The organism is Phytopseudomonas seleniipraecipitans (assembly GCF_900102335.1).
Lineage (GTDB): Bacteria > Pseudomonadota > Gammaproteobacteria > Pseudomonadales > Pseudomonadaceae > Aquipseudomonas > Aquipseudomonas seleniipraecipitans.
Genome location: NZ_FNBM01000003.1, coordinates 453,588 through 478,978, shown reverse-complemented (window position 1 = coordinate 478,978; position 25,391 = coordinate 453,588). Strand labels below are relative to the sequence as shown.

24 protein-coding genes are annotated in these 25,391 nt (G+C 63.2%); 9 read left to right on the top strand and 15 right to left on the bottom strand.

Annotation, left to right across the window (positions count from 1 at the left end):
- Positions 1–66: 66 nt before the first annotated feature.
- On the bottom strand, positions 67–396 hold the full coding sequence (locus tag BLS60_RS09860) for a hypothetical protein (protein ID WP_244153391.1): 330 nt from the start codon (positions 394–396) through the stop codon (positions 67–69).
- A complete protein-coding gene (locus tag BLS60_RS09855; protein ID WP_092367369.1) occupies positions 393–1,316 on the bottom strand; it encodes a LysR family transcriptional regulator in 924 nt (307 codons plus the stop codon). The genes BLS60_RS09860 and BLS60_RS09855 overlap by 4 nt, the downstream gene beginning before the upstream one ends.
- A gap of 92 nt (positions 1,317–1,408) precedes the next feature.
- On the opposite strand from BLS60_RS09855, the gene BLS60_RS09850 reads away from it, so the two are divergent.
- Complete coding sequence (locus tag BLS60_RS09850) at positions 1,409–2,290, top strand: DMT family transporter (RefSeq protein WP_092367462.1); 882 nt, start codon at positions 1,409–1,411, stop codon at positions 2,288–2,290.
- Between the two features lie 96 nt (positions 2,291–2,386).
- Here the strand turns inward: BLS60_RS09850 and BLS60_RS09845 are convergent, their stop codons facing one another.
- The 5 genes from BLS60_RS09845 to BLS60_RS09825 all read right to left on the bottom strand — a co-directional run bounded on the left by BLS60_RS09845 (position 2,387) and on the right by BLS60_RS09825 (position 7,163).
- Complete coding sequence (locus BLS60_RS09845) at positions 2,387–2,707, bottom strand: cupin domain-containing protein (protein WP_092367366.1); 321 nt, start codon at positions 2,705–2,707, stop codon at positions 2,387–2,389.
- Between the two features lie 22 nt (positions 2,708–2,729).
- On the bottom strand, positions 2,730–3,002 hold the full coding sequence (locus tag BLS60_RS09840; protein ID WP_092367363.1) for a hypothetical protein: 273 nt from the start codon (positions 3,000–3,002) through the stop codon (positions 2,730–2,732).
- Entirely contained in the window at positions 2,999–4,402 is a 1,404-nt protein-coding gene (locus BLS60_RS09835) for a GTPase/DUF3482 domain-containing protein (protein ID WP_092367360.1), read from the bottom strand. Before BLS60_RS09835 ends, BLS60_RS09840 begins: the two co-directional genes overlap by 4 nt.
- Positions 4,403–4,612: 210 nt before the next feature.
- Positions 4,613–5,989 (bottom strand): DUF2868 domain-containing protein, encoded by a 1,377-nt coding sequence (locus BLS60_RS09830; RefSeq protein ID WP_092367357.1) that lies wholly within the window; start codon positions 5,987–5,989, stop codon positions 4,613–4,615.
- Positions 5,990–6,056: 67 nt separating this feature from the next.
- The gene (locus BLS60_RS09825; RefSeq protein WP_092367354.1) at positions 6,057–7,163 is read right to left on the bottom strand and encodes a glycerophosphodiester phosphodiesterase; all 1,107 of its coding nucleotides are present in this window, start codon (positions 7,161–7,163) and stop codon (positions 6,057–6,059) included.
- 112 nt (positions 7,164–7,275) lie between these two features.
- On the opposite strand from BLS60_RS09825, the gene BLS60_RS09820 reads away from it, so the two are divergent.
- The 3 genes from BLS60_RS09820 to BLS60_RS09810 all read left to right on the top strand — a co-directional run bounded on the left by BLS60_RS09820 (position 7,276) and on the right by BLS60_RS09810 (position 11,056).
- Positions 7,276–7,800 carry a dihydrofolate reductase gene (locus tag BLS60_RS09820; protein ID WP_092367351.1) on the top strand — a complete coding sequence of 175 codons (525 nt, stop codon included), beginning with the start codon at positions 7,276–7,278 and terminating at the stop codon, positions 7,798–7,800.
- A 79-nt stretch (positions 7,801–7,879) separates the two neighbouring features.
- Entirely contained in the window at positions 7,880–8,524 is a 645-nt protein-coding gene (locus tag BLS60_RS09815) for a YitT family protein (protein ID WP_070880404.1), read from the top strand.
- Between the two features lie 270 nt (positions 8,525–8,794).
- Positions 8,795–11,056, top strand: a complete 2,262-nt coding sequence (locus BLS60_RS09810; protein ID WP_276325647.1) for a TonB-dependent siderophore receptor — start codon at positions 8,795–8,797, stop codon at positions 11,054–11,056.
- 223 nt (positions 11,057–11,279) lie between these two features.
- On the opposite strand, the gene BLS60_RS09805 is transcribed toward BLS60_RS09810, so the two are convergent.
- The 7 genes from BLS60_RS09805 to BLS60_RS09775 all read right to left on the bottom strand — a co-directional run bounded on the left by BLS60_RS09805 (position 11,280) and on the right by BLS60_RS09775 (position 21,326).
- A complete protein-coding gene (locus tag BLS60_RS09805) occupies positions 11,280–12,668 on the bottom strand; it encodes a uracil-xanthine permease family protein (protein ID WP_070880403.1) in 1,389 nt (462 codons plus the stop codon).
- A gap of 129 nt (positions 12,669–12,797) precedes the next feature.
- Complete coding sequence (locus BLS60_RS09800) at positions 12,798–15,281, bottom strand: TonB-dependent siderophore receptor (RefSeq protein WP_092367348.1); 2,484 nt, start codon at positions 15,279–15,281, stop codon at positions 12,798–12,800.
- Positions 15,282–15,521: 240 nt separating this feature from the next.
- Positions 15,522–16,481: a FecR domain-containing protein gene (locus BLS60_RS09795; protein WP_092367345.1), complete on the bottom strand. Its 960-nt coding sequence runs from the start codon at positions 16,479–16,481 to the stop codon at positions 15,522–15,524.
- On the bottom strand, positions 16,478–16,993 hold the full coding sequence (locus BLS60_RS09790) for a sigma-70 family RNA polymerase sigma factor (protein ID WP_092367342.1): 516 nt from the start codon (positions 16,991–16,993) through the stop codon (positions 16,478–16,480). Before BLS60_RS09790 ends, BLS60_RS09795 begins: the two co-directional genes overlap by 4 nt.
- 357 nt (positions 16,994–17,350) lie before the next feature.
- On the bottom strand, positions 17,351–19,711 hold the full coding sequence (locus BLS60_RS09785) for a TonB-dependent siderophore receptor (protein ID WP_244153390.1): 2,361 nt from the start codon (positions 19,709–19,711) through the stop codon (positions 17,351–17,353).
- 107 nt (positions 19,712–19,818) lie between these two features.
- A complete protein-coding gene (locus BLS60_RS09780; protein WP_092367339.1) occupies positions 19,819–20,787 on the bottom strand; it encodes a FecR family protein in 969 nt (322 codons plus the stop codon).
- A complete protein-coding gene (locus BLS60_RS09775) occupies positions 20,784–21,326 on the bottom strand; it encodes a sigma-70 family RNA polymerase sigma factor (protein WP_092367335.1) in 543 nt (180 codons plus the stop codon). Before BLS60_RS09775 ends, BLS60_RS09780 begins: the two co-directional genes overlap by 4 nt.
- Positions 21,327–21,458: 132 nt before the next feature.
- Between BLS60_RS09775 and BLS60_RS09770 the strand changes: the two genes are divergently transcribed.
- From BLS60_RS09770 to BLS60_RS09755, 4 genes are all read left to right on the top strand, one after another.
- On the top strand, positions 21,459–21,674 hold the full coding sequence (locus tag BLS60_RS09770) for a dodecin (protein ID WP_070880400.1): 216 nt from the start codon (positions 21,459–21,461) through the stop codon (positions 21,672–21,674).
- Between the two features lie 113 nt (positions 21,675–21,787).
- Entirely contained in the window at positions 21,788–22,009 is a 222-nt protein-coding gene (locus tag BLS60_RS09765) for a DUF1161 domain-containing protein (protein WP_070880399.1), read from the top strand.
- A 150-nt stretch (positions 22,010–22,159) separates the two neighbouring features.
- A complete protein-coding gene (locus BLS60_RS09760) occupies positions 22,160–23,155 on the top strand; it encodes an LLM class flavin-dependent oxidoreductase (protein WP_092367332.1) in 996 nt (331 codons plus the stop codon).
- A gap of 94 nt (positions 23,156–23,249) precedes the next feature.
- Positions 23,250–23,675, top strand: coding sequence for an OsmC family protein (locus tag BLS60_RS09755; protein WP_070880397.1), 426 nt, complete (start codon positions 23,250–23,252; stop codon positions 23,673–23,675).
- A 63-nt stretch (positions 23,676–23,738) separates the two neighbouring features.
- Here the strand turns inward: BLS60_RS09755 and BLS60_RS09750 are convergent, their stop codons facing one another.
- A complete protein-coding gene (locus BLS60_RS09750; protein WP_070880396.1) occupies positions 23,739–24,158 on the bottom strand; it encodes a PA0061/PA0062 family lipoprotein in 420 nt (139 codons plus the stop codon).
- 104 nt (positions 24,159–24,262) lie between these two features.
- On the opposite strand from BLS60_RS09750, the gene BLS60_RS09745 reads away from it, so the two are divergent.
- Complete coding sequence (locus tag BLS60_RS09745) at positions 24,263–25,339, top strand: aminopeptidase (RefSeq protein ID WP_092367329.1); 1,077 nt, start codon at positions 24,263–24,265, stop codon at positions 25,337–25,339.
- Positions 25,340–25,391: the final 52 nt, after the last annotated feature.

Genomic DNA, 25,391 nt, shown 5'->3' with positions numbered 1-25,391 from the left:
TTGGTTTTCGTACGGCAGCTTGGTCGGGCTTGGTGGGCTGAAGCCCACCCTACGGGATGGAGTCTGTCAGGGGTGCAATGAAAAGCGTTCGGCGATTTCCTCGACGATCTCGCTCGGGCCGCTGAGCGTCCACTCGAACCAGTTGTCCCACTCCAGCCTCAGCTCATCCAGACCACGGCGCAGCCGGTAGCTGTCGTAATCGATGCCCTTATCGAACGCCATTGGGCTGTATCGGGCGACCTGCCGCCAGCCCTCGGCCTTAAGGCTGTCCAGAATCCGGTTGCCGACCTCGGTTTCGATATTTTTCAAGGTGACGTCATCGGCCTTGCACACCGGCTGACGCTCCAGATGGCGCCGCTCCAGCCACTGACGAAACCGGCCCATCAATTCCGTCATGTCGATGGCCCCTTGCCGAGTCCCTCGGCGAGGTGGTCGATCAGCACCCGCAGCTTGGGCGGCAGGTGGCGGGTCGGGTGGTAGAGAATCCACGCCGTGCCCTGGTAGGAGCCCGTGTAGCGCCACTGCGGTAGCACACGCAGCAGCTCGCCATTGGCCAGTGACGCCGCGGCCGTGAAGTGCGGCAGGCAGGTGACGCCCAGGTGCTCGAGCGCGGCGTTGAGGCGGACTTCGCTGTGGTTGCTGGCGAAGCGGCCGCTTACCGCCACCACGCATTGCTCCGGCCCATTGCTGAAGTGCCAGCGGTGGTCGTCCGCGGTTTCGTCCAGATAGAGGCAGGCGTGGCGCACCAGCTCGCTGGGGTGCTGGGGCATGCCGTGACGCTGCAGGTAGGTGGGGCTCGCACACAGCAGCTGTTGGACATTGCACAGCGGCCGACCGGCCAGGGTAGGCGGCGGCTGGTCGGTGATGCTCACCAGCAGGTCGAATTGATCGCTGATCAGGTCCGGGCTGCGGTCGCTGAGGTTGAGGCTGACATCCACCTCTGGGTAGCGCTGCAGGAAGTCGTTGATCAGTGGCATGACCAGAAAGCGCCCAAAGGCCTTGGGCACGCTCAGGCGCACCCGGCCGCGCGGTTGGCTCATCAGTCGTTCGCCCACATCCAGGGCGGCCTGCGCGGCGTCGAGCATGTCCTTGCAGCGCTCGAAAACTTCGCTGCCGGCCTCGCTCAGGCGCAGGCGGCGGGTGGTGCGTTCCAGCAAGCGCACTCCGAGGGTCTGTTCGAGGTGGGCGATCTGTCGGCTCACCGCCGACGCCGTGTTGCGTTGCTGGCGGGCAGCGGCAGAGAAGCTCCCAGCTTCGACTACACGCACGAAGATGGCCAGATAAGGAAGTAGCTGTGGCGTGAGATTCGTGCGCATGGAGAACAGGTCTTGTTCAGAGTTTATGGATTATCACGCTGATGGACGCAATGGACAATGCGCACCTACCGATTCCTCAGGAACACTTCACCATGACGACCTTGACCAGCCGCGCCCCCTCACGCCTGTTGCAGGGCAGCGACCTGCTGCTGTTGTTGGTCGCGCTGGTGTGGGGCACCAGCTATGGGGTGGCCAAGGAGGCGCTGGTGTTCTACCCGGTGCTTGGCTTCCTGGCGGTGCGTTTCTGCCTGACCTTCGTGATTCTGCTGCCGCAGTTACGCGGCGAGGGGCGCCAGGCCTGGGCGCCGGGCATTCCGCTGGGCGGCGTGATGCTGGCCATCTTCCTATGCGAAACCTATGGCGTGCTGCACACCTCGGCCAGCAATGCGGCGTTTCTGATCAGCCTGTGCGTGGTCATCACGCCCTTCGTCGAATGGCTGATGTTCGACCGCCGCCCTGACTCGCGGCTGCTGCCGGCGGTGGCGCTGTCGCTGTTCGGCACCTGGCTGCTCAGCGGTGGCGTCGACCTGCAATTCAACCTCGGCGACGGCCTGATGCTGATGGCAGCGCTGTTGCGCGCCGTGCTGGTATGCCTGACCGGGCGGCTGACCGCCCACACCCAGGTACCGGCGCTCGCGCTGACGGCGGTGCAGACCGGGGTGATCGGCATCGGCTGCCTGCTGCTCGGGACCTTCACCCTGCCCGGTGGCTTGCCGGCCCTGCCCGAGGAGCCGGCATTCTGGATCGGCACCCTGTACCTGGTGCTGTTCGCCACACTGTTCGCGTTCTTCGTGCAGAACTATGCGCTACGCCGCAGCAGCCCCACGCGGGTGTCGCTACTGATGGGCAGCGAGCCGCTGTTCGGCGCACTGTTCGCCGTGCTGTGGCTCAGTGAGGAACTGAGTGTGCAGGCCTGGATCGGTGGCTTGCTGATCGTGGCGGCAACGCTGTGGACGAGCTTGCTCAGGCGTTGAAGGGCATCGTGGCGATGCCATGGTGGAAGGGTGAAGCGTCTTCCACCCTACAGGGCGATACCCACAAATTGTCGCGCGCATGGCGCGCTCCCACACTTAAACGCCATTGCCAGGATGCAGGTGGATGGCCAACCACAGCGCGCCCTCGCTGGTGTGCTCCACCCGATGGGGCGTACCGGCGGGCAGGAACAGGTGGTCGCCGGCGACCAGTTCCAGCACCTTGCCCGCAACGGTCATGCTAGCCGTTCCGCGCGCCAGCAGCACCCACTCGTCCTGCTCCTGCAGGTAATCCACCGACTCGATGCGTGACGAGCTGAGGATCCGCTCGATCTGCAGGTTGCGATGGCTGAGCAGGGTGTCAAAGCGCTCGCCCTGGGCGGGCGGCTCGCTGTCGTGGAACAGGTTGGCAACAGGCATGTTCGAGGCTCGCAATCAGGTATCAGCGGCGGCCGGGTTTGGGCACGCCGGCGACCAGCAGGTGGTGGTGATCACGGCAGTAGAGCTCTTCGTACCAGCCGTAGTGCGGGTCGTTGCAGTGGCCGTGTTGTACCGACGGCGGCAACTGGCTCAGGTCGCTCTTGAAGTCCTGGCGCAGGGCGGCGAACAGTGAGTCCGCCTGCGGCCAGCCGGCGCGATGGGGCGCCTGGCCGAGGCTGTTGCCCAAGCGCAGTTCGCGTTCGAGGATGGCGGCCAGTTCGCTGCACAGGCTCATTTTGCAGTCGGCGCCGCATCGATTTCCCTGGTCAGGCGCTCGACCTGCTCCAGGCGCTCGACCTGCTCCAGGCGCTCGACCTGATCGAGGCGGGCACCGGGATTCAGCGACGACCACTCCGGCCGCGCCCGGGCGACACGCAGGGCGCCGGGCAGCTTGCCCTCGCGCCACTGGCTTTCCTGCAGGGCATCGAGGCGCACCGCTTCGACCGCCGCGTGGCCGCGCAGATCGAGGGCCTTCAGCAGGTGCTGCTGGCGCAGTGCGAGCAGGCGTAGCACGGCGTCGTCGACGGTCAGCTCACGCTGCCCCTGGAGCTTGCCCTTGAGACGCGCGCCGTAGTTGCGCAGGGTTTGCGCGCCGCTGCCGAGCAGCGCGCCGGCCAGGGCCGCGGTGCCGAGGGTCAGGCCGCCGACCAGCAGGTCGACGCCGGCGCCGGCCGCAGCGCCTGCGGCAGCACCGCCGCCCAGGCGGATGCCCAGTTGCTTGATGGTTTCCGGGTTGAACAGGTCGTCGCCCCAGCGGCCGTCCAGCAAGGGCAGGTCGTCGGCCCGGGCATCTTCACGGCGGAAGGCGTACAGGCGCAGGAGGGCTTCCACGCAGCGTTGTTCCCGCTGGCGAACCTCGTTGCGCAGTTCTCCAATGGCGGCCGTGGCCCGCTCGGCGTCGCCCGCCACGCTGCGCCGGCAGGCAGCGCAATCGATCAGCAATTCGGCGATCAGCCGCTTGGCGCTGCGGTGCCGGGCCACGCGCTGGGCCTCGTGATCATCGATCAGGCGTTGCAGCTGCGGGCGCGACTTCTCGTGCATCAGCGCCAGGCTTTCGTAGAGCCGGCGCTCGCCATCGAGCGGCGGCGCCACGCTGTCGAAACGCACCAGGGCATGCAGTCCCAGGCGTGCCAGCGCCTCGCGCCAGTCGTCTTCGCGATGGTTGGCGCTGGCCACGAAATTCAGTACCGGCAGCAGCGGCCGGCCGCACATAGCCAGCACGTTCAACTCGTCCCGGTACTTGGCCAGCACCGGCTCGCGGGCGTCGATCACGTACAGGCCGGCATCGGAGGCCTGCAGTTGGCGCAGCACCTTGGCTTCCTGTTCGAAACGCTGACGCGCCTCGCTGCCTTCCATGAAGCGCGCCAGGCGGGCCGGGCCGTCGAGGCGCTCGCCGGGGCGATCCAGCTGGTCGAGATAGTCGAGCAGGGCGATGGCATCTTCCAGTCCCGGCGTGTCATACAGCTCCAGCAGCGCTTCGCCGTCCACCGACAGGCGCGCGCCCTCGACGTGGCGGGTGGTGCTGGGGCGATGCGAGACCTCGCCGAAACCAATGTCGCGGGTCAGGGTACGCAGCAGTGAGGTCTTGCCGACGTTGGTGTGGCCGACCACGGCGAGCTTCAGTGCCTTGCTCATGGGCGTCGATCCTGTAGGAGCACCGCTCTCGGGGCGATGCGATAGTAGCCATGCCGCCGCAGTGGCGGTGCGGCCACCATTCGCCGCGAGGGCGCGGCTCCTACACCGACGTAGGGTGGATGACGCTTCACCCATCCACCAGGCTTTACATCTGCAGGGCGGATGAAAAGAGCGTCGGCTACGCGCCCCGATCCCCCCTTACGGTGTTCTTCAATCATGGCCCGTCTCCAGCCAAGTCAGGGGCGAGCTGCCGTGGTGCGCCAGTTGCAGTTGATCCAGCGCCTTGTGCCAGTCGCCGAGGCGTTCGCTGTCGAGGGTTTCCCCTGGTGGTGGTTGCAGCAGCCAGACCCGGGTGCTTCCTGCACAGCGGGCCAGCTCGGCGAGCAGCGCCAGGCTGCCGCGATCCGGCGAGCGTCGCGGGTCACAGGCGATGGCCAGGCGAGCGGGCGGAAAGCGGGTGAGCTGGTCGAGCAATTGGCGGCGTTGTTCGCGGCTGTCGATGATTCCGGCATCGGACACCGACTTGGGCAGCACCGGCGGCCAGGGACGACGGTCGTCCAGTTCGATGGCGACCAGCAGTGCACCGCTGCTGGCGTCAACGCCGGCAGCGGATTGCACCTGATAAAGCTGCGCCGGCTCGGCATCGCACACGCCCAGGCGTTCGCTGTTGGGTTGCAGGCGCTCGCGCAGCAGGCCGTAACCGGGCAGGTCGACGTCCAGTTGCAACTGCGCCACACCGCGCCGCCAGCGCCACAGGCACACCAGCCCCAGCAACAGGCGTGGCAGCACGCCGTAGAGCACCACCACGCCGATCAGCCAGCCGGCCCAGGCATGCCGTGCCGATTCCAACGGCAGCGGGCTGTCGCCGCTGGCGCGCACGGTGGCGGCGTCGGGCACCGGAAAGCCCAGCAGGCCGGGCAGGGCGCCCAAGGCCTGGGTCAGCGCGACGAAGGTGTCGCCGCCTAGCAACGTAGTTTCCCAGACGAAGCCGTAACGGCGGGTGGACAGCAGTGCCAGCAGCATCAGCAGCGCGGTGCTGAGTGCCGCCAGCCAGAGCCCATGCACGGCCATGCCGACCAACCAGCGATTGAGGCGCTGGCGGCGCAGCAGCAGCACCAGGGCGGGGCCGGTGTGCAGCGCGCTGGAGTCGCGGGCGAGTTTTTCGCTGAGCCACAGCCAGATGCGCCCGAGCGCCGCGCCATGGCCACCGCCGAACAGCAGGCCGACCACCCAGCCCAGCAACATCAGCAGGTGCAGGCCGAGCAGGCTGCCCAGCGCCCAGAACACGTTGACCGGCGTCTGCCCGTCGCCCAGTGCCGCTACTGCCAGGCCGGCGCCGCTGGCCAGTGCCAGCAGGCCGAGCAGCAGCAGCGCCAGCCGCGCGCCCTGCAGCCAGTGCCGTTGCGCCTGCCGTTGGCCGTCGCGCTCGGCGAGCAGCAGGGCACGGGTTTCGATCCGGCTGGCCAGGTCACCGCCAGCCGCCTGGGCGCGGCGGTTGGCCTCGCTGTCTTCCAGCAACCCGGCATGTTCTTCTCGCAGGCGCACGGCCTCGCAGAGCCATAGGCGTTGCAGCTTGGGTAAGGCCACGCGATCTCCCGGTGGGTAGCAGTCTCCGGGAGCATACCGTTGCAAGGTGAATGACAAAAGCTCGCAGTTACCGTCGGGCTTCCGCGCGCAGACGCACGGCGATATCCGGCTGGTCGATGAACAGGCCGTCGATACCGGTCGCCAGGAAGGCGCGAACCTCGGCGTCGATATCGCCGCGCGTCGCCGGGCTGTCGCCGCGTTTCAGCTCGGTCGGCAGGAACGAGTTCTCGGCGCGGAAGGTGTACGGGTGCACCAGCAGGCCTGCGGCGTGGGCATCGGCCACGAAACGTGTCGGTTGGCCCAGGCTACCGTCCGCCTGCCGCGGGATCACGTAGCCTTTGTCCGGCCCGACACCGACCGCGTACTGCGCGACAGCGCGCAGCCCGGCGGGCGTGGCCATCTGCGCATAGGTGAGCGGATTACCTTGCACCACCTGATCATGGGGCTGGCCCTTGCCGTACAGCTGCACCAGACGCAGCGAACTCAACTGGCGCAGCGCTTTCAAGTTGCTGACTTCGAACGACTGGATGTAAACCGGCGCCGTTGCGTCGCGGTAGCCGCTGCGTGCGAGCGCCTCGACCAGCGGTTTTTCCATGGCCAAGCCCAGGTCCTGGAAGTGCTGCGGGTGCTTGGTCTCGATGTACAAGCCAATCTCGCGACCCTGGCTGACCTGCAGGGCTTTCACCAGGTCGATGATTTCCTGCAGGGTGGGAATCTCGAACTGGCCGTCGAGGCGGGTGTTGCCCGGACGGATATCGGGAATGCGCTCGATGGCGCGCAGACGCTTGAGTTCGGCGGCGGTGAAGTCCTCGCTGAACCAGCCGTCGAGCTCGACACCATCGATCCGCTGCTTGCGCTTGCGATCAGCGAATTCCGGGTGCCTGGCCACGTCGGTGGTCAGGCCGAGTTCATTGTCGTGGCGCGCAAACAGCTGCCCGTCCTTGCTCATCACCAGGTCCGGTTCAACATAGTCGGCGCCCTGCAGCACGGCGATCGCGTAGGCCGCGAGGGTATGCTCCGGCAGGTAACCGCTGGCGCCACGGTGGGCGATAATCAGCGGTTTACCGGCATCGGCGCGCTGGGCGGCGGGCATTGCTGATGGATCGGCACTGGCCGTGAAGGGCAGGGCCAGCAGGGCGCTGAGCACTAACAGACGGGGCTGGCGTAGCGGCATTGGGCATCTCTCCTGAGCGACGTTGATTGGTCGTTTGCAACAGCCTGCACCGACAAAGATGGCGTGACGATGACAGTGCGGCAAGTCATGCGGGCCGATGGGGCGCTCTGCTATGCTCGCCGCCATGACCACACGACTCCCCCTCTGTCTGATCGCCGCCCTCGCGGAAAACCGAGTGATTGGCCGCGATAACCAACTGCCCTGGCACCTGCCGGCGGACCTCAAGCACTTCAAGGCCAAGACCCTTGGCAAGCCGATCATCATGGGTCGCAAGACCTGGGATTCCCTCGGCCGCCCGCTGCCTGGCCGGCTCAATCTGGTGGTCAGCCGTCAGGCTGGCTTGCAGCTGGACGGCGCTGAGGTCTTCGCGACGGTTGAAGCCGCCCACGAGCGCGCCGAAGCCTGGGCCCGCGAGCAAGGCGTAGACGAAGTGATGCTGATCGGCGGCGCCCAGCTGTACGAACAGGCGCTGCCGATTGCCGACCGCCTGTACCTCACCCGCGTGGCTTTGCAGCCTGAGGGCGACGCCTGGTTTCCAGCCTTCGATGAAGCACAATGGCAGCGTGTGGAGCGTGACGACCAGCCCGCCACCGAGGCGGCGCCCGCGCACAGTTTCGAGACCTGGGCTCGCCTCTAGTCCGCCCCCTTATACATTCTGATTCGCCACCTTGATCCGGTGGCGTTTTTCCGTGTGCGCCCAGCGAGACAGTTACGCCATGAACGACACCCCTGGCTCCGGTGAGCGAGAGACGATTGCCGACTTTTTCATTCGTCACCCGCTTTGGGAGGACGCGCTGGCGCTCGTGCTGGGTACAGCGATGGTGGCCTTGGGCATCACCTTATACAGCCACGCCGGGTTGCTGACCGGCGGCACGGTGGGCCTGGCTTTCCTGCTCAAGTACCTGGTCGGCTGGCCATTCGGCATGGTGTTCTTCCTGCTTAATCTGCCGTTCTATGCGTTAGCACTCTGGCGCATGGGTTGGGCCTTCACCCTGCGCACGGTGTGCGCGGTCGGCCTGGTTTCACTGCTCGCCGAGCTGACGCCACATTGGGTTACTTTCGCGGCGCTCAATGAACTGTATGCGGCGCTGTTCGGTGGTTTCGCCATGGGCCTTGGCCTGCTGATGCTGTTCCGTCACCGCGCCAGCCTCGGTGGCGTGAACATCCTTGCGCTGTATCTGCAGGAGCGCTTCGGGTGGCGTGCCGGCGCCGTACAGATGGGCGTGGACGCTGCCATCGTGCTGGCCTCGATCTTCGTTGTCGCCCCGGAAAAGGTCGCGCTGTCGGTGCTCGGTGCCGTGGCGCTGAACATGGTGCTGGCGATCAACCACCGCGCCGGTCGCTATATGGGCGTGAGTTGAGAAGCGACGCGCTGCTCACCTGCTATCGGCATCGCACCTGCTTATCCCGTTAACCGTTAACCGTTAATTCTCCCCTCGTACAGCTGCCATTTATCGTGCAGCTCGACTCCCTTCGTCCTCCATTTCCTGGCGCTGAGTGTCTGCTGCGATGGGTTGCGGTAGCTCACACAATGACTGCAACAGCCGGTAATAAGATTTAAGGAGATAATGAGAAGTGATATCGTTAATCGCTCTGCGTATCACTTAACTCAAAAACAACAGGAGACTCCCATGAATGCCTCTACCAGGGCGGCCTTTGGCTGTGCCCGGCGTCCGGTTCCCGGTGCCCCCAACCTGCTAGCTGTTGCCGTCACCCTGGCCAGCATCGCGATGCCGCTGATGGCCCACGCGCAGCAGGCGGCGCAGAGCGATAGTGCGAATGCAGTGGTACTGGAATCTCAGAACGGAGCCCTGGAGCTGGGCGCCACCTCGGTTACCAGCAACCAGCTCGGTACCATCACCGAGGAGTCACAATCCTATACCCCAGGCTCCATCGCCACCGCGACTCGTTTGGTGTTAACGCCGCGCGAAACGCCACAGTCGATCAGCGTGATCACCCGCAAGCACATGGACGATTTCGCGCTGAACAGTATCGACGATGTCATGAGGCATACGCCGGGGGTCAGCATCGTTACGTACGACACCGAGCGTAACGAGTACTACTCCCGTGGTTTCGCGATCAATAACTTCCAGTACGACGGCATTCCGATGACGCGCGACGCAGGGTACTCGTCGGGCAACACGCTCAGTGACATGGCGATCTATGACCGCATCGAAGTATTGAAAGGTGCGACTGGCCTACTGACCGGTAGTGGTGATCCGGGTGCGACCATCAACCTGATCCGCAAGAAGCCGACGCACGAATTCAGCGGCCACGTCACTTTGGGTACCGGCTCATGGGATACCTACCGCAGCGAGCTGGACGTCGCGGGCCCACTCACCGAAACCGGTAATGTGCGTGGTCGTGCGGTCGCTGCCTATCAGAACAAGCATTCGGCCCAGGATCGCTACGAGCGCGAAACCCAGGTCTTCTATGGAATCCTCGAGTTCGACCTAGACGAGAGCACTCTGCTGTCGGTAGGGGCGGATTATCAGGACAGCAACCCCGAGGGGTCGACCTGGGGTGGTAACCCGATCTTCAACGGTGATGGCGATTTTAGTAAGGTCTCGCGCTCGTTCAGCAATGCCGCTGACTGGAGCCATTGGGATCAATACACCCGCACGGTTTTCGCGACCCTGGAGCGCCAGTTCGACAACGGTTGGGTGGGCAAGATGCAGCTCAATCACCAGATCAATGGTTATGACGCTGCGCTAGGTGCCGCCGCCGCCGGTAACCCGGATCCGGTTACCGGCGCTGGGGTTGGCCTGTGGTTGGGCAAGTACGTGGGTAAAACCACCAGCGATGCCGTGGATGTATACGGCAGCGGCCCTTTCCAGCTGTTCGGGCGTGAGCATGAATTGGTGGTTGGAGGAAGCGTGAAGCGCAGCCACTGGGAAAATGATGGCAAAGGCGCTCCGGCGGATTACACCGGCTCCGTGGGCAACTTCTACGAATGGCGTGGCGATATCCCCGAGCCGGCTTGGGAGTACACCGGTGAAGACGACCGGGTGACCTGGGAGAATGGCCTTTACACGGCCTCACGCTTCAATTTGCGTGATGACCTGAAATTGATACTGGGCGCTCGCTTCGCCAACTACCGAAGCGTCAACAAAGGTAGAAGTATCTACAACCCGCCTGTCACGCATCAAACCCAGACCGAGACTGGCGTGGTGGTTCCCTATGCCGGGCTGATCTACGACCTGAACGACAACTTCTCCGTTTATGGCAGTTACACCAGTATTTTCAAACCGCAATCGATCCGTACCGTTACCGGTTCGGCGCTTGATCCGCTCGAGGGTGATAACTACGAGCTGGGTATCAAGGGGGAGTTTTACGACGGCCGCCTCAATACCAGCCTCGCCTACTTTGAGGTCCACCAGGACAATTTCGGCGTTCAGGTTGGCAACGTGCAGAACTCCAACGAAGTCGCTTACAAGGCGGCAGATGGCGTAATCACCAAGGGCTATGAAGCAGAGCTTTCCGGTGAGCTGATGCCCGGTTGGCAGGCCCAGCTCGGCTACACGCACAAGATCGCCAGGCAGGATGGCGACAAGCTATCCACCGTCGAGCCGGAAGACCAGTTCAGCTTCTACACCACCTACAAGCTCAAGGGGCAGTTCGAGCCGCTGACCATCGGCGGTGGTGCGCGCTGGCAGAGCAGAAGCTGGGGCTCCGTTGCGAATACGCCGCTCGGTGGCAGCGAAGACTTTGGCCAGAGCGCCTACTGGTTAGTCGATGCGATGGCCAAGTATCAGGTTACCGACAACCTCTCGGCGACCCTCAACGTCAACAACCTGCTGGACAAGAAGTACCTGACCATCATGGACTTCTACAGCGTTTACTCCTGGGGCGAGCCGCGTAACGTCATGCTGACCACGCGCTACGACTTCTGAGCCATCTGCCACATATGAAAAGGGCCGCTTATGCGGCCCTTTTGATTCGTGCCTGGAGTTGTACCGCGCCCTGAGGTCGGGCTCCTACGCGTCTGCAGGTCTACCCGCTTTTGTAGGACCCGCGACCCCGCGGCGAATGGTGCAGACAACACCGATACCAGGCTGCTGTAAGTAGTTCGCGCCGGGGGCGACGCTCCCCCCGGTCACGATCATCGGATTGGCGTCAGGCTTGCTCGCCCTTGGCCGGGCTGTCCGGCAGGAACCAATTCAGCACCAGCGCACAAATACCACCGGTAGCCACGCCGGATTCCAGTACGTTGCGCAGTGCCTCCGGCATGTGGGCGAGGAATTCCGGTACCTGCGACACGCCGAGGCCGAGGGCCAGAGACACAGCGATGATCAGCAGGGCGCGGCGATCCAGATCGATGCCCGCCAGGATGTTGATGCCCGAGGCCGCGACGGCGCCGAACATCACCATGGCTGCTCCGCCAAGCACCGGCTCGGGAACGGCCTGGATCACGCCGGCAACCGCCGGGAACAGGCCGAGAACTACCAGCATCAGGGCGATCCACACACCGATATGGCGGCTGGCGATACCGGTCAGTTGGATCACCCCATTGTTCTGGGCGAAGACCGAGCTTGGGAAGGTATTGAACACACCGGCCAGCAGCGAATTGACGCCGTTGACCAGCACGCCGCCCTTGATCCGTTGCATCCACAGCGGGCCTTCGACGGGCTGCTTGGACACCTTGCTGGTGGCGGTCACGTCACCGATGGCTTCGAGTGAGGTGACCAGGTAAATCACTAGCATCGGGATGAACAGGCTCCAGGAAAAACCGAGGCCGAAGTGCAGCGGCGTTGGTACCTGGAACAGCTCGGCCTGATGCATGCCGGTGAAATCCAGGCGGCCCAGGTAGCCGGCCAACGCGTAGCCGACCAGCAGGGCAATGACGATCGCGCAGCTGCGCATCCACACCACGGGAATGCGGTTGAGCACCACGATCACCGCCAGCACCACGCCGGACAACAGCAGGTTCTCGCCGTTGGCGAAGGTGCCGTTGGCCATGGCACCGTAACCACCGCCCATGCTGATCAGGCCGACCTTGATCAGCGTCAGGCCGATCATCAGCACCACGATACCGGTCACCAGTGGGGTGATCAGCTTCTTCACGAACGGCAGGATGCGCGAAATGCCGATTTCGATGAACGAGCCGGCGATCACCACGCCGAAGATCGCCGCCATCACCGCTTCGACCGGCGTCCCCTGCTTGACCATCAGCGCGCCGCCGGCAATCAGTGGGCCGACGAAGTTGAAGCTGGTGCCCTGCACCACCAGCAGCCCTGCACCCAGCGGGCCGAAGCGACGGCATTGCACGTAGGTGGCGATACCGGAGATCACCAGGCTCATGGAAACGATCAAGTTGGTGTCACGGGCCGACACGCCCAGGGCCTGGCAGATCAACAGGCCAGGCGTGACGATCGGCACGATGATCGCCAGCAAATGCTGCAGCGCAGCGAGAATCGCCACCAGCGGCCGCGGGCGGTCTTCGAGGCCGTAGATCAATTCGCTGTTACTCGCAGCGGCCTTGGGAGTGGAGTCGGCTGGGTGCATGGTCAGAGCCCAAAAAAAGGAGTGCGGATTCTACTGGCATCAGCAGACAGTTCCCAAGTGGCGAATCAGAGAATCGAGCCTCCTGCGAAGGTGGCGGGCAGCTCTGCGTGTCGGGCTGCCGAAGCCAGTTTAAAAGTCCGCCTTGACCGACAGCATGAAGTTGCGCGGCTCACCGTAGAAGTTGCCGAAACCTTCGGTGCCCACGGTGGTGTAATAGCGCTTGTCGAACAGGTTGTTGCCGTTGAGTGCCAGCGACCAAGTGTCATCGACGCGGTAGCCGATGCGGCCGTTCCACACGGTGTAGCCTGCCTGGGAGATATCGTTGCCGCTGATCGGCGAGGTGCGGTAGTTGTCGCTCTGGGCGTTGAAGCCGGCGCCCACGGTAAAACGCTCCAATGGGCCGCTGAGGCTGTAATCACCCCACACGCGCAGCAGATGCCGCGGCACGTAGGAGTTGTACGACACGCCATTCTGGTTCGGGTCAGCATCCTCCAGCACCTTGGTCTGGGTGTAGGTATAGCCGGCCAGCAGTTGCAGGCGGTCGATGACTTCACCGCTGATTTCCGCTTCGAAGCCTTGGGCGCGCACCTTGCCGGAGTTTTGCGAACAACTGCCGTCGGCACAGTTCGGGTCGGTCTGCGCCGCGTCTTCCTGAATGGTGCGGAACAGGTTGAAGGCGCTGTTCAGGCGCCCTGCAAACCATTCGCCCTTGATGCCCAGCTCATAGCTCTTGCCGATCAGCGGTTTCAGGGTGCTGCCATCGAGGGTCTTGAGGTTGCCCTGGGGCGTGAAGATATCGGTGTAGCTGGCGTAGGCCGTCAGGTTGTCGTTGAGGTCGAGCAGCAGGCCGGCGAATGGCGTGACTTGCCCGGTTTCGGTGGTCTCGGAATTGGCTGGGGTGCCGACGCCGCGAAAGTAGGCGACTGAGTCGGTTTCGGATTTGTACCAGCTGACGCGGCTGCCGATTACGACTGTCAGCGGCTCGGCCAGTTTCAGGCGAGCGGTGGAGTAGACGCCGTACTGCTTGATGCGGATGTCCAGCGGGCCGCCGCGCGAGGCATTGGCCAGGTAGTAGCTCTCGTCCGGTTGCGGTAGATGATGGTCAGGATCGAGCACGTTCTGCCGTTGCGGCAGGGCCGCCACGGCGAAGAAGTCGTCCTTGTGGGAGCGGCTGGTGTTGGCGCCAACCACCAGTTCGTGCTGCTGGCCAAAGGCATCGAACGTGCCGTCGACATAGGCATCGAGGCCGTAGTCCACCTGGTCGTAGTCATAGATGCTGCCCAGTACCAGGGTGTTTGACCTGCTGGCGCCTACCGGCACTGAGCCACTGGGAAAGGCGTATTCCATATCCTGGGTATTGCGCGACCAGACACCCGCTACCTTGAGCGCCCAATTGTCGTTGAGCTGGTGGCTCAGGTCGCCGAATACCGTGGTGCGCTTGCTGCGCTGGTTGTTCCAGGCCGGGTTCAGGCAGGTCGAGCGGCCGAGTTTCAGGTCGTTGCCATCGGCGTAGCGCGGCAGGCCGCCCCAGCAGGGCGTCGCGTCGAGGTCCTCGTAGGCGACGCCTACGCCGACGGTGGTGTCGGCGCTCAGGTCGACATCCAGCGCACCGTAATAGACCTGGTCCTTGCGCTCGGCTACGTCGTAGAAGTAATGGCGACTTTGCTGGGTCGCCACGGCCCGGCCGCGAACCGTGCCGGCTTCATTGAGCGGGCCGCCCGTGTCGACCTGCGCGCGATAGTTGTCCCAGGTGCCGGCCGACAGGGACAACTGAGTGTGGGGCGTGTACTGGCCGCGCTTGCGCACGAAGTTGACGCCGCCCGCAGTGCCGCCGGCGCCTTTCATCATCCCCGCCGCACCGCGCAGCACTTCGACCCGGTCATAGATGGCCATGTCGCTGGAGAAACTGTCGGCTTGTGCATAACTGCTGCCGATGTCCAGGGGTACGCCGTCGTACTGATACTGTCCGGTCATGCGGAAGCCGCGGGAGTAGAAGTACTTGCCGCCCATGGGCGAGTCGTACACGGTGATGCCCGGGGTTTTTTCCATGACCTGTTCGATGGTGTTGAGGTTCTGGTCATCGAGCATCTTGCGGGTCATCACCGTAACCGACTGCGGCGTTTCCCGCAGGGAATGCTGACCCTTGCCGATGGTCACCGCACCCGTGGTGTAGGAGCCGCTGCCCTCGTTGATATCACCCAGACCGCTGGCGTTGATGCTGGTCGCGCCCAGCTCCAGTGAGCTGCCGCTGTCACGCGCGAGTTCCACGGCATAATTGCGGCCGGCCTTGAGCGGGCGCAGACCAGTGCCGGCCAACAGCTTAGCCAGGCCGGCGTCCACCGAGTGGCTGCCGGTCAGCCCGGGGCTGCGTTTGCCGGCGGTCAGGCGTGAATCCACCGATAGCAGGATGTCGGCCTCGCTGGCAAAGCGGTTCAGCGCGCCGTCCAAGTCACCCGCGGGGATGGCGTAGGCGCGGGTCTGTTCAGTGGCGGCCGATTGCGCCTGAGCGCTGGCAGCGATCAGCAGCGGGCTGGTGGCCAGCAGGCCGGTGAGCAGGGCACGGGTGATCGACAGGCTCAGCGTCGAACGGGGGGATGCAGGCAGGTACGGCATTCCGGATATCCTCTAAGAATGCGTCTTTGTTGGGTTCAAGAGGTATCCCGGGCGAGCTGGCAAAACCGACAATGGGTTCTGGAAATTATTTGCTGATTGCTCTGATGATCGTTCCCACGCTCTGCGTGGGAACTCATGTCAGGATGCTCTGCGTCCGTCAGGTTCTGCAGTCGACGATGGTTTAAGGCGCGGAGCGCCACACGTGGCATTCCCACGCGGAGCGTGAGGATCGATCAGTGGTCAGCCTCTCGGCCGCACGGTCACCCAGTAGCGGGTGACGCGCTGTATTTCCACAGGTAGTGATTGCTGCAACGCGGCGAGTACGCGGTCGGTGTCGGCTAATGGGAATACGCCAGTCAGTGGTAGTTCAGCGACGTCCGGATCGCACCGCAGTATGCCGGGGCGGTGACGCGACAGTTCGGCGATAAAGCGGCCCAGCGGCATACGCTCGGCAATCAAGCGACCTTCGTTCCAGGCGATAGCATTGCGGTCGGCCAGGCCGACTGAGGCGTTGCGCTCGGCGGAGAACCAGCGTTGCTGGCCGGTGCGCAGGCGCGAGGTTTCGGCATAGCGGGGCCGCAGCTCCAGTTCGCCTTCATAAAGATCGACGCGGCTGCCGCCGCTGATTTCATGCACCGCAAAGCGGGTGCCCAGGGCCTGGATTTCCCCGGCGACGGTTTCGACAATCAGCGAGCGCTTAGCCGGATCGTGGCCGCTATCGAGCAGCAGTTCGCCGCTCAGCAACTGGATGCGCCGCTCGCTGGCGCTGTAGCGGATATTCACTGCACTGCCGCTGTTGAGGGCCAGCCGGCTGCCATCGGCAAGGGTGCGCTGCAGGCGCTCGCCGGTGCTGCTGCGCAGATCTGCCATGGCTTCGCGCCAAGGTAACTGCGACTGGGCCAGGTACCCGCTGCCACCCGCGAGCAGCGCCAGACCAAGCAGCTTGAGGGCTTGGCGACGACGTGCATCGGGTAGCTCACGCAGCACGGCGTTGGCGGTGTGGGCGGGAACGCCGGCGAGGGTGCCCTGTAAGTGCTCCAGGCGCTGCCAGGCGCGCCGGTGTTCGGGGTCGCAGGCCTGCCAGGCAGCGAAGCGCTGTCGTTGCTCGACATCCAGTTCGCCGCCCCAGTGCAGCATCAGCCAGTGACTGGCCTGCTCGACGACGGCTAGCGGGATCGGCGCATCGCTGGTGCGTTTCATTCGGCGTACAGCACCTGATAGCAGGCCGAGATGGCGCGCTGCATGTACTTCTGCACCGAGCTAACGCTGACCTGCAGGCGCTCGGCGACCTGTGGGTACGTCAGCCCTTCGAACTGCGAGAGCAGGAAGGCTTCGCGCACCTTGGCCGGCATAGCGTCGAGCATCGCATCGATTTGCAGTAGGGTCTCGATAACCATCGCGCGGGTTTCCAGCGACGGCGATTCGGGCTCTGGCAGATGGGCGATGCTGTCGAGGTAGGCCCGCTCGATGCGCTGCCTGCGCCATTGGTCGATCACTAAATTGCGGGCGATCTGGGCCAGGTAGCTGCGACTTTCATCAAGGCTGGGCAGGCGGCCACCGAGCAACAGACGCAAGAAGGTGTCCTGAGCAATATCTGCCGCCTGCTCACGGTCGCCGAGGCGCTTGCGCAACCAGCCATGCAGCCAGCCGTGGTGATCACGGTAGAGAGTAGCGACGCTTTGCAACGGTGATGGGGGCTGAGCGCTGGACACCGACACTCCCTTGGCGTGCGCCAGTGCGGATAAGAATTGATCGCGATTGTAGGAGGGCGTTGAAGGTTTGGGAACAGGGGGATGGAAAATGCCTGGGCCAAGCGTGGGTGAGAGGTTTGAAAAGTTGGTAAAAGCCGTGCGGGTTTTGCCGCACTCATCCGTCTTTATAGGTAAGTGCACTGATTTGAGGCGGCGTAAGCTGCCGATGGTCAATGCGCTCTTCTGCTGGATATCTTGCCTTTCTTTGACGCCGTGGCCTGCCCGCATGGGCAACGGCGCTCCTGCGTCTGACTGCCATGCTGGCGTGTGCGAGGCATCCGCCAATAGCCGCCACGCATTACATGGCGGCCAGCGCGATTAGTAGCTGTACGTCAACGACGTCATGACATTGCGCGGCGCACCGTAGCTCACGTTGTTTCCGGCGATGGACAGGTAGTACTCCTTGTTGAACAGGTTGTTGACGTTGACCGACGCAGACAGGTTTTCATTGATGTCGTAACGGCCCAGCAGGTTGAACAGTGCATAACTGTTCTGTTCTGTTTGTGCGCCGTCGTGGGTTCGACTCTCCCAGTTGAAGCCACCGCCGACCGTGAACTTGTCCAGCGTGCCTGGCAGTCGATAGGTGGTGAAGGTTTTCAGGCTGTGCAACGGCGCCCGCGTCAGAATGCGTTGGTTGTCGTCGTTGCGACTCACGCTGTAGGCGTAGCCGCTACTGAACTGCCAGTCTTCAGCCAATTCACCACTGAGTTCGAGTTCGACGCCTTCGGTGGTTGCCGTTTCCCCGACGTAGGAATAAAGAGCGCCACTCCAGACGGCCAGGTTTTCCTGATCGGTCTTGAACAGGGAAAGACTGGCATTGAGCCGGCCTTCATTGAAGTTGGCTTTGATACCCGTTTCGTAGCTCGTTCCTTCCGTTGGCGCGATGGTCGAGTTCGAGTAGAGGTTGGTCAGGTAGTCGTGGGGCTGGAAGATTTTGGTGTAGCTCGCGTAGAGCGCCCAGGTTTCGTCCAGGTCATGCACGACGCCAGCGTAGGGGATGAAGATTCCGTTTCTGCTATCGCTGCTCTTGCTCCGTGCACCTGTCGCATAAGTGACGGCCTCGCGATCTGTTTTCCAGTCCATTACGCGGCTGCCAATCAGCAGCTTGGTGTCTTCGGTCAGATGCAGTCGAGTACTGAGGTAGGCACTGCGTTGATCCTCGGTAGTATTCGATTTGCCTGTCTTGATGTAGGTCGGTTTGGACACATCGTCGGTCCAGGTTCCCAAATTCGGGTTGGTAAACAAGCCCGAAGTTCGTGTCTCGCTCGGGCTGTAACTGTCGAGCCGTGAGAGGGTGATGCCGCCAATCAACTCATGCTCGCGGCCAAATAGTGAAAAGGGTCCGGTTACGTAGGTGTCCAGGCTGTCTTGCTCGCTGTGCCCGTTGTAACGCTGAAACAGCACACTACCTCCGCTGGCTGTTCCTGTGCTGAACGTGCCATTTAGCCCAGCGCCTGTCGCATTGTGGTTGTATACGGCGTGGCTGAGATCGCTCTTCACGCTCCAGCCCGAGTCGAATTGATGCTCGATGGAGGCGAAAACGTTTTTCAGCTCATGGTTGTAATAACCCCACGCCGGAGAGTCGTTGTCGGAGGCGTCGGCGCCAGTCGGCTGGCCATTGCTGTAGAGCGCTGGGTAGATGGTCGTTTGCGAGTTGGTATCTCGGTTTATCTGGCTGAAGCCCAGGGTGAGTAATGTCGACTCGCTCAGGTCTGCTTCGACGATGCCGTAAAGCGTCTGGTAGTCCTGCTCGAAGTTGTCGGTCCAGCCATGCTGATGCTTGTAGTCCGCGACGAAGCGGCCGCGCAGGTTGCCGCTCTCGGTCAGTGGCCCGGCTACGTCCACCATCGAGCCATAGCGATCCCAGTTGCCAGCCTCTAGGCTGATCTTGGCCTGGGGTTCGTAGGTCGGGCGTTTACGGATCATGTTGACGGTAGCGGAGGGATTGCCCAGGCCGCTCATCATGCCGGTGGCGCCTTTGACGATCTCCACCCGGTCATACAGGGCAGTGCTTTGCACATAGTTCGACAGAGAAGACGAGCTGGGCACGCCATCGATCTGGTAGTTCCTGATCGTCGAGCCGCGTGCCCAGATCTGTGGGCCGTCGCCGCCGACAGAGAAGGGTTTGACGATAACTCCGGTGGTCGCGCTCAGCGCGTCGGGCAGATTATCGAGCCGTTGATCATCGAGGCGCTGACGGGTCAGTACGGTGATTGATTGAGGCGTTTCCTGCAGCGACAGGTTGAGCCGCGTGGAACTGCTCGTCGAACCGGTGGTGTAGGACCCCGTGCCTTCGGTGATCGACCCCGGCGCTTTGCCGGAAATGCTCAACGAAGAAAGCTCCAGTGCGCCGCTAGCGCTCACTTCATGCGTGACGCTGAAGCTGCCGCTTCCCGTGACCACTAGTTGCAAGCCGCTTCCCGCCAATGCCTGATGCAGCGCTTGTTCGACGCTCAACTCGCCACGCACGGCAGGTGCCTGTTTGCCACTGACCAGTGCGGGGTCGAGAGAAATGACCTGCCCGCTCTGCCGGGCGATGGCGTTGAGGGTGCTGGCCAGGCTTGAGGCTGGTAGGTCGAACTGCAAAGTTTGCTGCTGGGCCGCCGGATCGGCCATGGCGACCGTGCAAGGGAGGCCAGCGAAGGCGATGGCAACGGCGAGGGGCCAGGGTCTGAACACGAAAACGCTCCTGATTATGTTGGCTGTCAGGAGATAGGTGTAACGAAACGGAAAAACCGGACAGCGATGCGAACGATTTTCATGAATAAACGCCAATCGTCACGCGCTCACTGATTTTTTGGGCCGAGCAGGGTAAGCCAGGGGCCGTAATGGTCGACGCTGATCGGCAGGGTTTCCGCCAGCGCCGCGAGGCTGCGTTGCGTGTCATCGAGTGGAAATACACCTTGTACGCGCAGTTGGCGGATCTGCGGGCTGACACGAATCAGCCCGCGTCGATAGGGGCGCAAGGCCTCGATCACGTCACCCAGCGGTGCATCGAGAACGCTGAGGCGGCCGTTCAGCCAATCCGCCTGATAGGGCTGCTCACCGGTCAGCAGATCGATACGGTCACCACGCAGCAGGGCGCCATGGCCATGTAGCAACACACGTTGGGTACCATTTGCCAGGCTCAGCCGCACGCTGTGTTCGAGCACCACCACACGCGTTGCATCCGCCTCCTGGCGAACCAGAAAACGGGTGCCCAGCGCCTGTACGCTGCCCTGGGCGCTGCGCACGATGAATGGGCGGCCGGCATCCGCCGCGACTTGCACCACCAGCTCGCCGTGACGCAGCAGCAACAGACGCTGCCGGCTGCTGAAACGCAGGTCGATGGCGCTGGAGGCGTTCAGGTCGAGGCCGCTGCCGTCACTCAGTTGTAGATGGCGGCGTTCGCCAGTACCGGTACTGAAGTCCGCCAGCAGCGCCTGGCCAGGCTGGCTACGCGCGCCTAACCAGGTTGCGCCGCCAAGCAGGCCGAATGCGGCCAGGCCGCGCAATAGGTTGCGTCGTGATGAGCTCGGTTGAAGCAGCAGCTCCTGCGCCGTGCCGCTGGGGAGCCGGCTGTTCAATTGACGAAGGGTGTCGTAGGGCTGGCCAAGGCTGTGCTGCAGCGTGGCCCAGGCGTTGGCGTGAGCCGCGTCGCTGTGCAGCCACTGCTCGAACCGCGCCTGCTGCGCCTGGCTGGTACGCCCGGCGCGCAGCTTGACCATCCAGTCGATGGCCTGTTCGGCGGCCGGGTCGAGGCGCGTCTGCCTCATGATGCCAGTTGCGTCAGGTAGCACTGGCGCAGGGCCTGGGTCATATAGCGGCCTACCGTGCGCTCGGAAACGTTCAGGCGTATGGCGATGTCGACGTAGGTCAGGCCATCCAGCTGGCTGTAGAGAAACGCTCGCTTGACCACCAACGGCAGGCCGTCGAGGGCACGGTCGATAGCCGCCAGTGCTTCAATCAGCAGGTGACGCTCCTCCGGCGAGGGTGCGAGTTCTTCCGGCAGGGCGGCGAGGCGTGCCAGATAAGCCTGTTCCAGCTGGCGACGGCGATGGCGGTCGTAGATCAGGCGACGGGCGATTGTCGAGAGATAGGCTCGTGGTTGCTCGATACTGCCGGGATCGATCCTGGCGGCAAGCAGTTGGCAGAAGGTTTCTGCAGCCGTGTCCTCGGCGTCGGCCTGGTTGCGCAGGCGGCGCTGCACATGTTGGAGCAGCCAGCGATGGTGATCACTGAAGAAAAAACCCAGTGCGGAGGACGGGCTGGACACGGCGGGATCGTTCCATGAGTTGATATGAATACTTCTCATTCTATTGTGCGCCGCTCCAGCCGAGCAATCGCCAGTGGCACCACAATCGAAAACCTGAACTTAGCGGTACGCCTCATGGACTGATTGATTAAGGGCAATCGGCCCACATGTGTAATCAGCCCGGAGGCGGATATGTCAGATCACCACACCTACAAGAAGGTCGAGCTGGTTGGCTCGTCCACGTCGAGCATCGAAGAGGCCATCAACAATGCCCTGGCCGAGGCCAGCAAGAGCATTCGCCATCTGGAGTGGTTCGAGATCACCGAAACCCGTGGCCACATCGCCGATGGTGCGGTGGCTCACTATCAGGTCACCCTGAAGGTCGGGTTCCGCGTCGCGAATAGCTGACGGCGGAAAACTACAGCCGTGCTCGCGTGTCATTGCGGCGATTTACGGCTTTATTGAAACGGGCTCTATCCATGGCGTCCGGATTATTCATTAGTAACGAGGGAGCGTTTGTGATGAAAAAAGTGTTGTTTGCGGTGGGGCTGATGGCTCTGGCCGGTTCGGCGTTCGCGGCTAAAGACTGCGAAGAGTTGAAAGGTGAAATCGACGCGAAAATCCAGGCCAATGGCGTGTCGTCCTACACCCTTGAGGTTGTCGACAAGGGCAGCGTGACTGACCGTCAAGTGGTTGGCAGCTGCAATGGAGACACCAAGGAAATCGTCTATCAGCGCAACTGACGCCGATGGTCGCTAAGCCGGCGCGCAGCCTGTCTGCCGCCGGCTTTTTGATGCGCGGCGTTTGGCACGAGGTGTCGGGAGGCGTAGAGTAAGACCTACTGTTTTACTCGGGTATAGCTCCGGCCCTATCCACAGCCAAGGTTTTTTCTCATGACTGCACTCGCGAAACTTCCCTTTTCCGTTCTTGACCTGGCGCCAATCCGCGACACTGGTAGCGCACAGCAGGCGCTGCACAATTCGCTGGCGCTGGCCCAGCATGTCGAGTCGTTGAACTTCAATCGCTTCTGGGTCGCTGAACACCACAACATGGACGGTATCGCCAGTTCCGCAACTGCGGTGTTGCTGGGCTATCTGGCTGCCGGCACCTCGCGCATTCGCCTGGGCTCTGGCGGGGTGATGCTGCCCAACCACGCGCCTTTGGTGGTTGCCGAGCAGTTCGGCACCCTGGCGACCTTGTATCCGGGGCGCATTGAGCTGGGCCTTGGTCGTGCACCCGGTGCCGATCAGTTCACCGCTCAGGCGCTGCGTCGCGAACGCTCCGGGAGTGCTGACGACTTTCCACAGGACGTCGCCGAGCTGCAGCGTTACCTTGGCCCGCGCACGCCGGATCAACGCGTGCTCGCCGTGCCCGGTACCGGCACCAATGTACCGATCTGGCTGCTGGGCTCCAGCCTGTTCAGCGCCCAGCTGGCCGGTGAACGTGGCTTGCCTTACGCCTTCGCCTCGCATTTCGCACCGCGCTACGTGCACGAGGCCATTCGCGTCTACCGCAATGCCTTCAAGCCGTCCGAGGTGCTCGACAAGCCCTATGTAATGCTTGGCGTACCGCTGATGGCCGCCGACACAGACGAGCAGGCTCAGCATCTGGCGACCTCGGCTTACCAGCGCATTCTCTCGCTGATCCGCGGCCAGAGCCTGGTACAGCGCCCACCGGTGGAGTCGATGGAAGGATTGTGGTTGCCTCACGAGCGCGATGCGGTCGGCAGCTTCCTCGGTATGGCGGTAATCGGCGGGCCGGAGAAGATTCGTGCACGGTTGGAGGTGCTGCTCGAGCAGACCCAGGCCGACGAGCTGATCTTCACCTGCGACCATTACGATTTCGCTGACCGTTTGCATGCCTTCGACATTCTCGCCGGGCTGCGCTGATTTCGCTGCTGCGCCGCTGTGATTTCCAAAAAACTCGAACTTGCCGGGCCGCTGTCTCTCTGAACTCTGTACCCCTCATCAACAGGAGCATGAGATGAAGAAGACAGCATCGGCCCATTGGCAGGGCGGCATCAAAGACGGCAAAGGCACAATCTCCACCCAGAGCGGTGCACTTTCCGCGCAGCCTTATGGCTTCAATACCCGGTTTGAAAACGAGCCGGGTACCAACCCGGAAGAGCTGATTGGCGCTGCGCACGCCGGTTGTTTCTCTATGGCGCTGTCCAAGGAGCTGGGCGAGGCGGGCATGACTGCCGAGAGCATCGACACCAAGGCCGAGGTCACCCTCGACAAGCAGGATGGCGGTTTTGCCATCACTGCCGTTCACTTGTCCCTGAAGGCCAAGGTGCCTGGCGCCGATCGTGCGGCGTTCGAGAAAGCCGTGGAAACGGCCAAAACCGGCTGCCCGGTTTCCAAGGTGCTGAACGCGGAAATCACCCTGGAAGTAGTGCTGGAGGCCTGATCGGCTTCTAGAAAAGCTTTGCCGCCGCGACGCCCGTCGCGGCGGTTTGGTTTCCCCCTCTGATCAGAAACTGCCGCAGCGCAGGTTCTTGCCGCGCGCCAGCACATTGCGCTCGGCGTCGTAGAGCGTCGCGTGGCCGCGCATCGTGACCGGGCGAGCCTCGATGCTGTAGCGTTCTCCCGCCTTGAAATCATCGTAGCGAATGCGAATGTCACAGGTCAGCTGCTGGGGCTCGGACATCAGTGACGCGCCACCTCCACCACTGATTTCGAAGCTGAAACGCATCTCCAGCTCATGCGCGCCAGGCGTGACCTGAAAGTAACGTCCGTCGTTGACGCGCTTGCGGTCCAGGCGCTCGGCCATCAACAGGTCGATGCCTTCACCTTTGAGGTCGACCCATGCCATGTTCGGGTCGACGGCGGGCAGCGGCGAGGCGCATGCGCCGAGCATCAGCAGGCTGGCGAGCATAAGGGGCTGGCGCATCGTGATATCTCCCATGAAGCGCATACTGAAGGTGCTGCAGTATCGCGCAAAGCAGCCGCGACTTCGCGGTAGGATGAGGCGTTGACCCCTCACATGACGATGCCATGCACGAGTCTTGCACCTCCTTTCTTGTCGACCTGACGCGCCGCGCGGCGGTTCCCCTGTTCTGTCTGCTGCTGACGGGCTGTAGCACCGTGGATTACTACGGGCAACTGGCCCGCGGGCAACTGCAGCTCTTGCAGGCGCGGCAGCCAGTGCAGGCGGTGATCGACGATCCCTCGACAGCGCCGCAATTGCGCCAGCGCCTGGCGCTATCACAGCAGGCGCGCCGTTTTGCCAGTGAGCAGCTGGGGCTGCCGGACAATCGCAGTTACCGCGTGTATGCCGACCTGCAACGGCCATTTGTGGTCTGGAACCTGTTCGCCACGCCGGAGTTTTCCCTCAAGCCGCAGCTGCACTGCTTCCCGATTGCCGGGTGCGTGGCTTATCGCGGGTTCTATGAGCAGGGCCGTGCCCGCGGGGCGGCGGCGTTGCTAAACGCGCAAGGGTTGGATACCTATCTGGGCGGCGTTGAGGCTTACTCGACGCTGGGCTGGTTCGATGATCCGATCCTCAACACCATGCTGCGCTGGAGTGATGAGCGCCTGGTCGCCGTGATCTTCCACGAGTTGGCGCACCAGCAGTATTACTTGGCGGGCGACACCGCGTTCAACGAGTCTTACGCCACCTTCGTCGAGCAGCAGGGCCTGCGCGAATGGCATGCCGCACGCGGTTCGCCTGCGTCTACCGAGGCGGGCCCAAGGCCGCGCGAGCAGTTCAGCGAACTGGTGCTGGCCAGCCGCGCACGCCTGGAAGCGCTGTACGCCAGCGGCCTGAGCGACGAAGCAATGCGTGCCGGCAAGCAGGCCGAGTTCGACCGTCTGCGCCGCGACTACCAACAGCTAAAGGCCACGCACTGGCAGGGCGTGGGCTACTACGATGGCTGGATAAACGGGCCGCTTAACAACGCCAAAATGCTGCCCTTCGGCCTCTATGACCGCTGGGTGGCGGCATTCGCCACGCTGTTCGACGAGGTTGGCGGCGACTGGCCAACCTTCTACCTGCGAGTGGCCGAGCTGGGCGCCCTGCCAGAAGCGAAACGGCTTATACAACTGCAAGCGCTGGACGCTGTCCGAAACTAGAGGCTGGTGACACGACGGCGCAAGCTGTGTTGCTGCAAGCCAACAGTCGCTA

Bases quoted from the DNA above. Each gene is read 5' to 3' on its own strand.
- BLS60_RS09860 (WP_244153391.1), bottom strand. From the start codon at position 396: ATGACGGAATTGATGGGCCGGTTTCGTCAGTGGCTGGAGCGGCGCCAT.
- BLS60_RS09855 (WP_092367369.1), bottom strand. From the start codon at position 1,316: ATGCGCACGAATCTCACGCCACAGCTACTTCCTTATCTGGCCATCTTC.
- BLS60_RS09850 (WP_092367462.1), top strand. From the start codon at position 1,409: ATGACGACCTTGACCAGCCGCGCCCCCTCACGCCTGTTGCAGGGCAGC.
- BLS60_RS09845 (WP_092367366.1), bottom strand. From the start codon at position 2,707: ATGCCTGTTGCCAACCTGTTCCACGACAGCGAGCCGCCCGCCCAGGGC.
- BLS60_RS09840 (WP_092367363.1), bottom strand. From the start codon at position 3,002: ATGAGCCTGTGCAGCGAACTGGCCGCCATCCTCGAACGCGAACTGCGC.
- BLS60_RS09835 (WP_092367360.1), bottom strand. From the start codon at position 4,402: ATGAGCAAGGCACTGAAGCTCGCCGTGGTCGGCCACACCAACGTCGGC.
- BLS60_RS09825 (WP_092367354.1), bottom strand. From the start codon at position 7,163: ATGCCGCTACGCCAGCCCCGTCTGTTAGTGCTCAGCGCCCTGCTGGCC.
- BLS60_RS09820 (WP_092367351.1), top strand. From the start codon at position 7,276: ATGCTCGCCGCCATGACCACACGACTCCCCCTCTGTCTGATCGCCGCC.
- BLS60_RS09815 (WP_070880404.1), top strand. From the start codon at position 7,880: ATGAACGACACCCCTGGCTCCGGTGAGCGAGAGACGATTGCCGACTTT.
- BLS60_RS09810 (WP_276325647.1), top strand. From the start codon at position 8,795: ATGAATGCCTCTACCAGGGCGGCCTTTGGCTGTGCCCGGCGTCCGGTT.
- BLS60_RS09805 (WP_070880403.1), bottom strand. From the start codon at position 12,668: ATGCACCCAGCCGACTCCACTCCCAAGGCCGCTGCGAGTAACAGCGAA.
- BLS60_RS09800 (WP_092367348.1), bottom strand. From the start codon at position 15,281: ATGCCGTACCTGCCTGCATCCCCCCGTTCGACGCTGAGCCTGTCGATC.
- BLS60_RS09795 (WP_092367345.1), bottom strand. From the start codon at position 16,481: ATGAAACGCACCAGCGATGCGCCGATCCCGCTAGCCGTCGTCGAGCAG.
- BLS60_RS09780 (WP_092367339.1), bottom strand. From the start codon at position 20,787: ATGAGGCAGACGCGCCTCGACCCGGCCGCCGAACAGGCCATCGACTGG.
- BLS60_RS09775 (WP_092367335.1), bottom strand. From the start codon at position 21,326: ATGAGAAGTATTCATATCAACTCATGGAACGATCCCGCCGTGTCCAGC.
- BLS60_RS09770 (WP_070880400.1), top strand. From the start codon at position 21,459: ATGTCAGATCACCACACCTACAAGAAGGTCGAGCTGGTTGGCTCGTCC.
- BLS60_RS09765 (WP_070880399.1), top strand. From the start codon at position 21,788: ATGAAAAAAGTGTTGTTTGCGGTGGGGCTGATGGCTCTGGCCGGTTCG.
- BLS60_RS09760 (WP_092367332.1), top strand. From the start codon at position 22,160: ATGACTGCACTCGCGAAACTTCCCTTTTCCGTTCTTGACCTGGCGCCA.
- BLS60_RS09755 (WP_070880397.1), top strand. From the start codon at position 23,250: ATGAAGAAGACAGCATCGGCCCATTGGCAGGGCGGCATCAAAGACGGC.
- BLS60_RS09750 (WP_070880396.1), bottom strand. From the start codon at position 24,158: ATGCGCCAGCCCCTTATGCTCGCCAGCCTGCTGATGCTCGGCGCATGC.
- BLS60_RS09745 (WP_092367329.1), top strand. From the start codon at position 24,263: ATGCACGAGTCTTGCACCTCCTTTCTTGTCGACCTGACGCGCCGCGCG.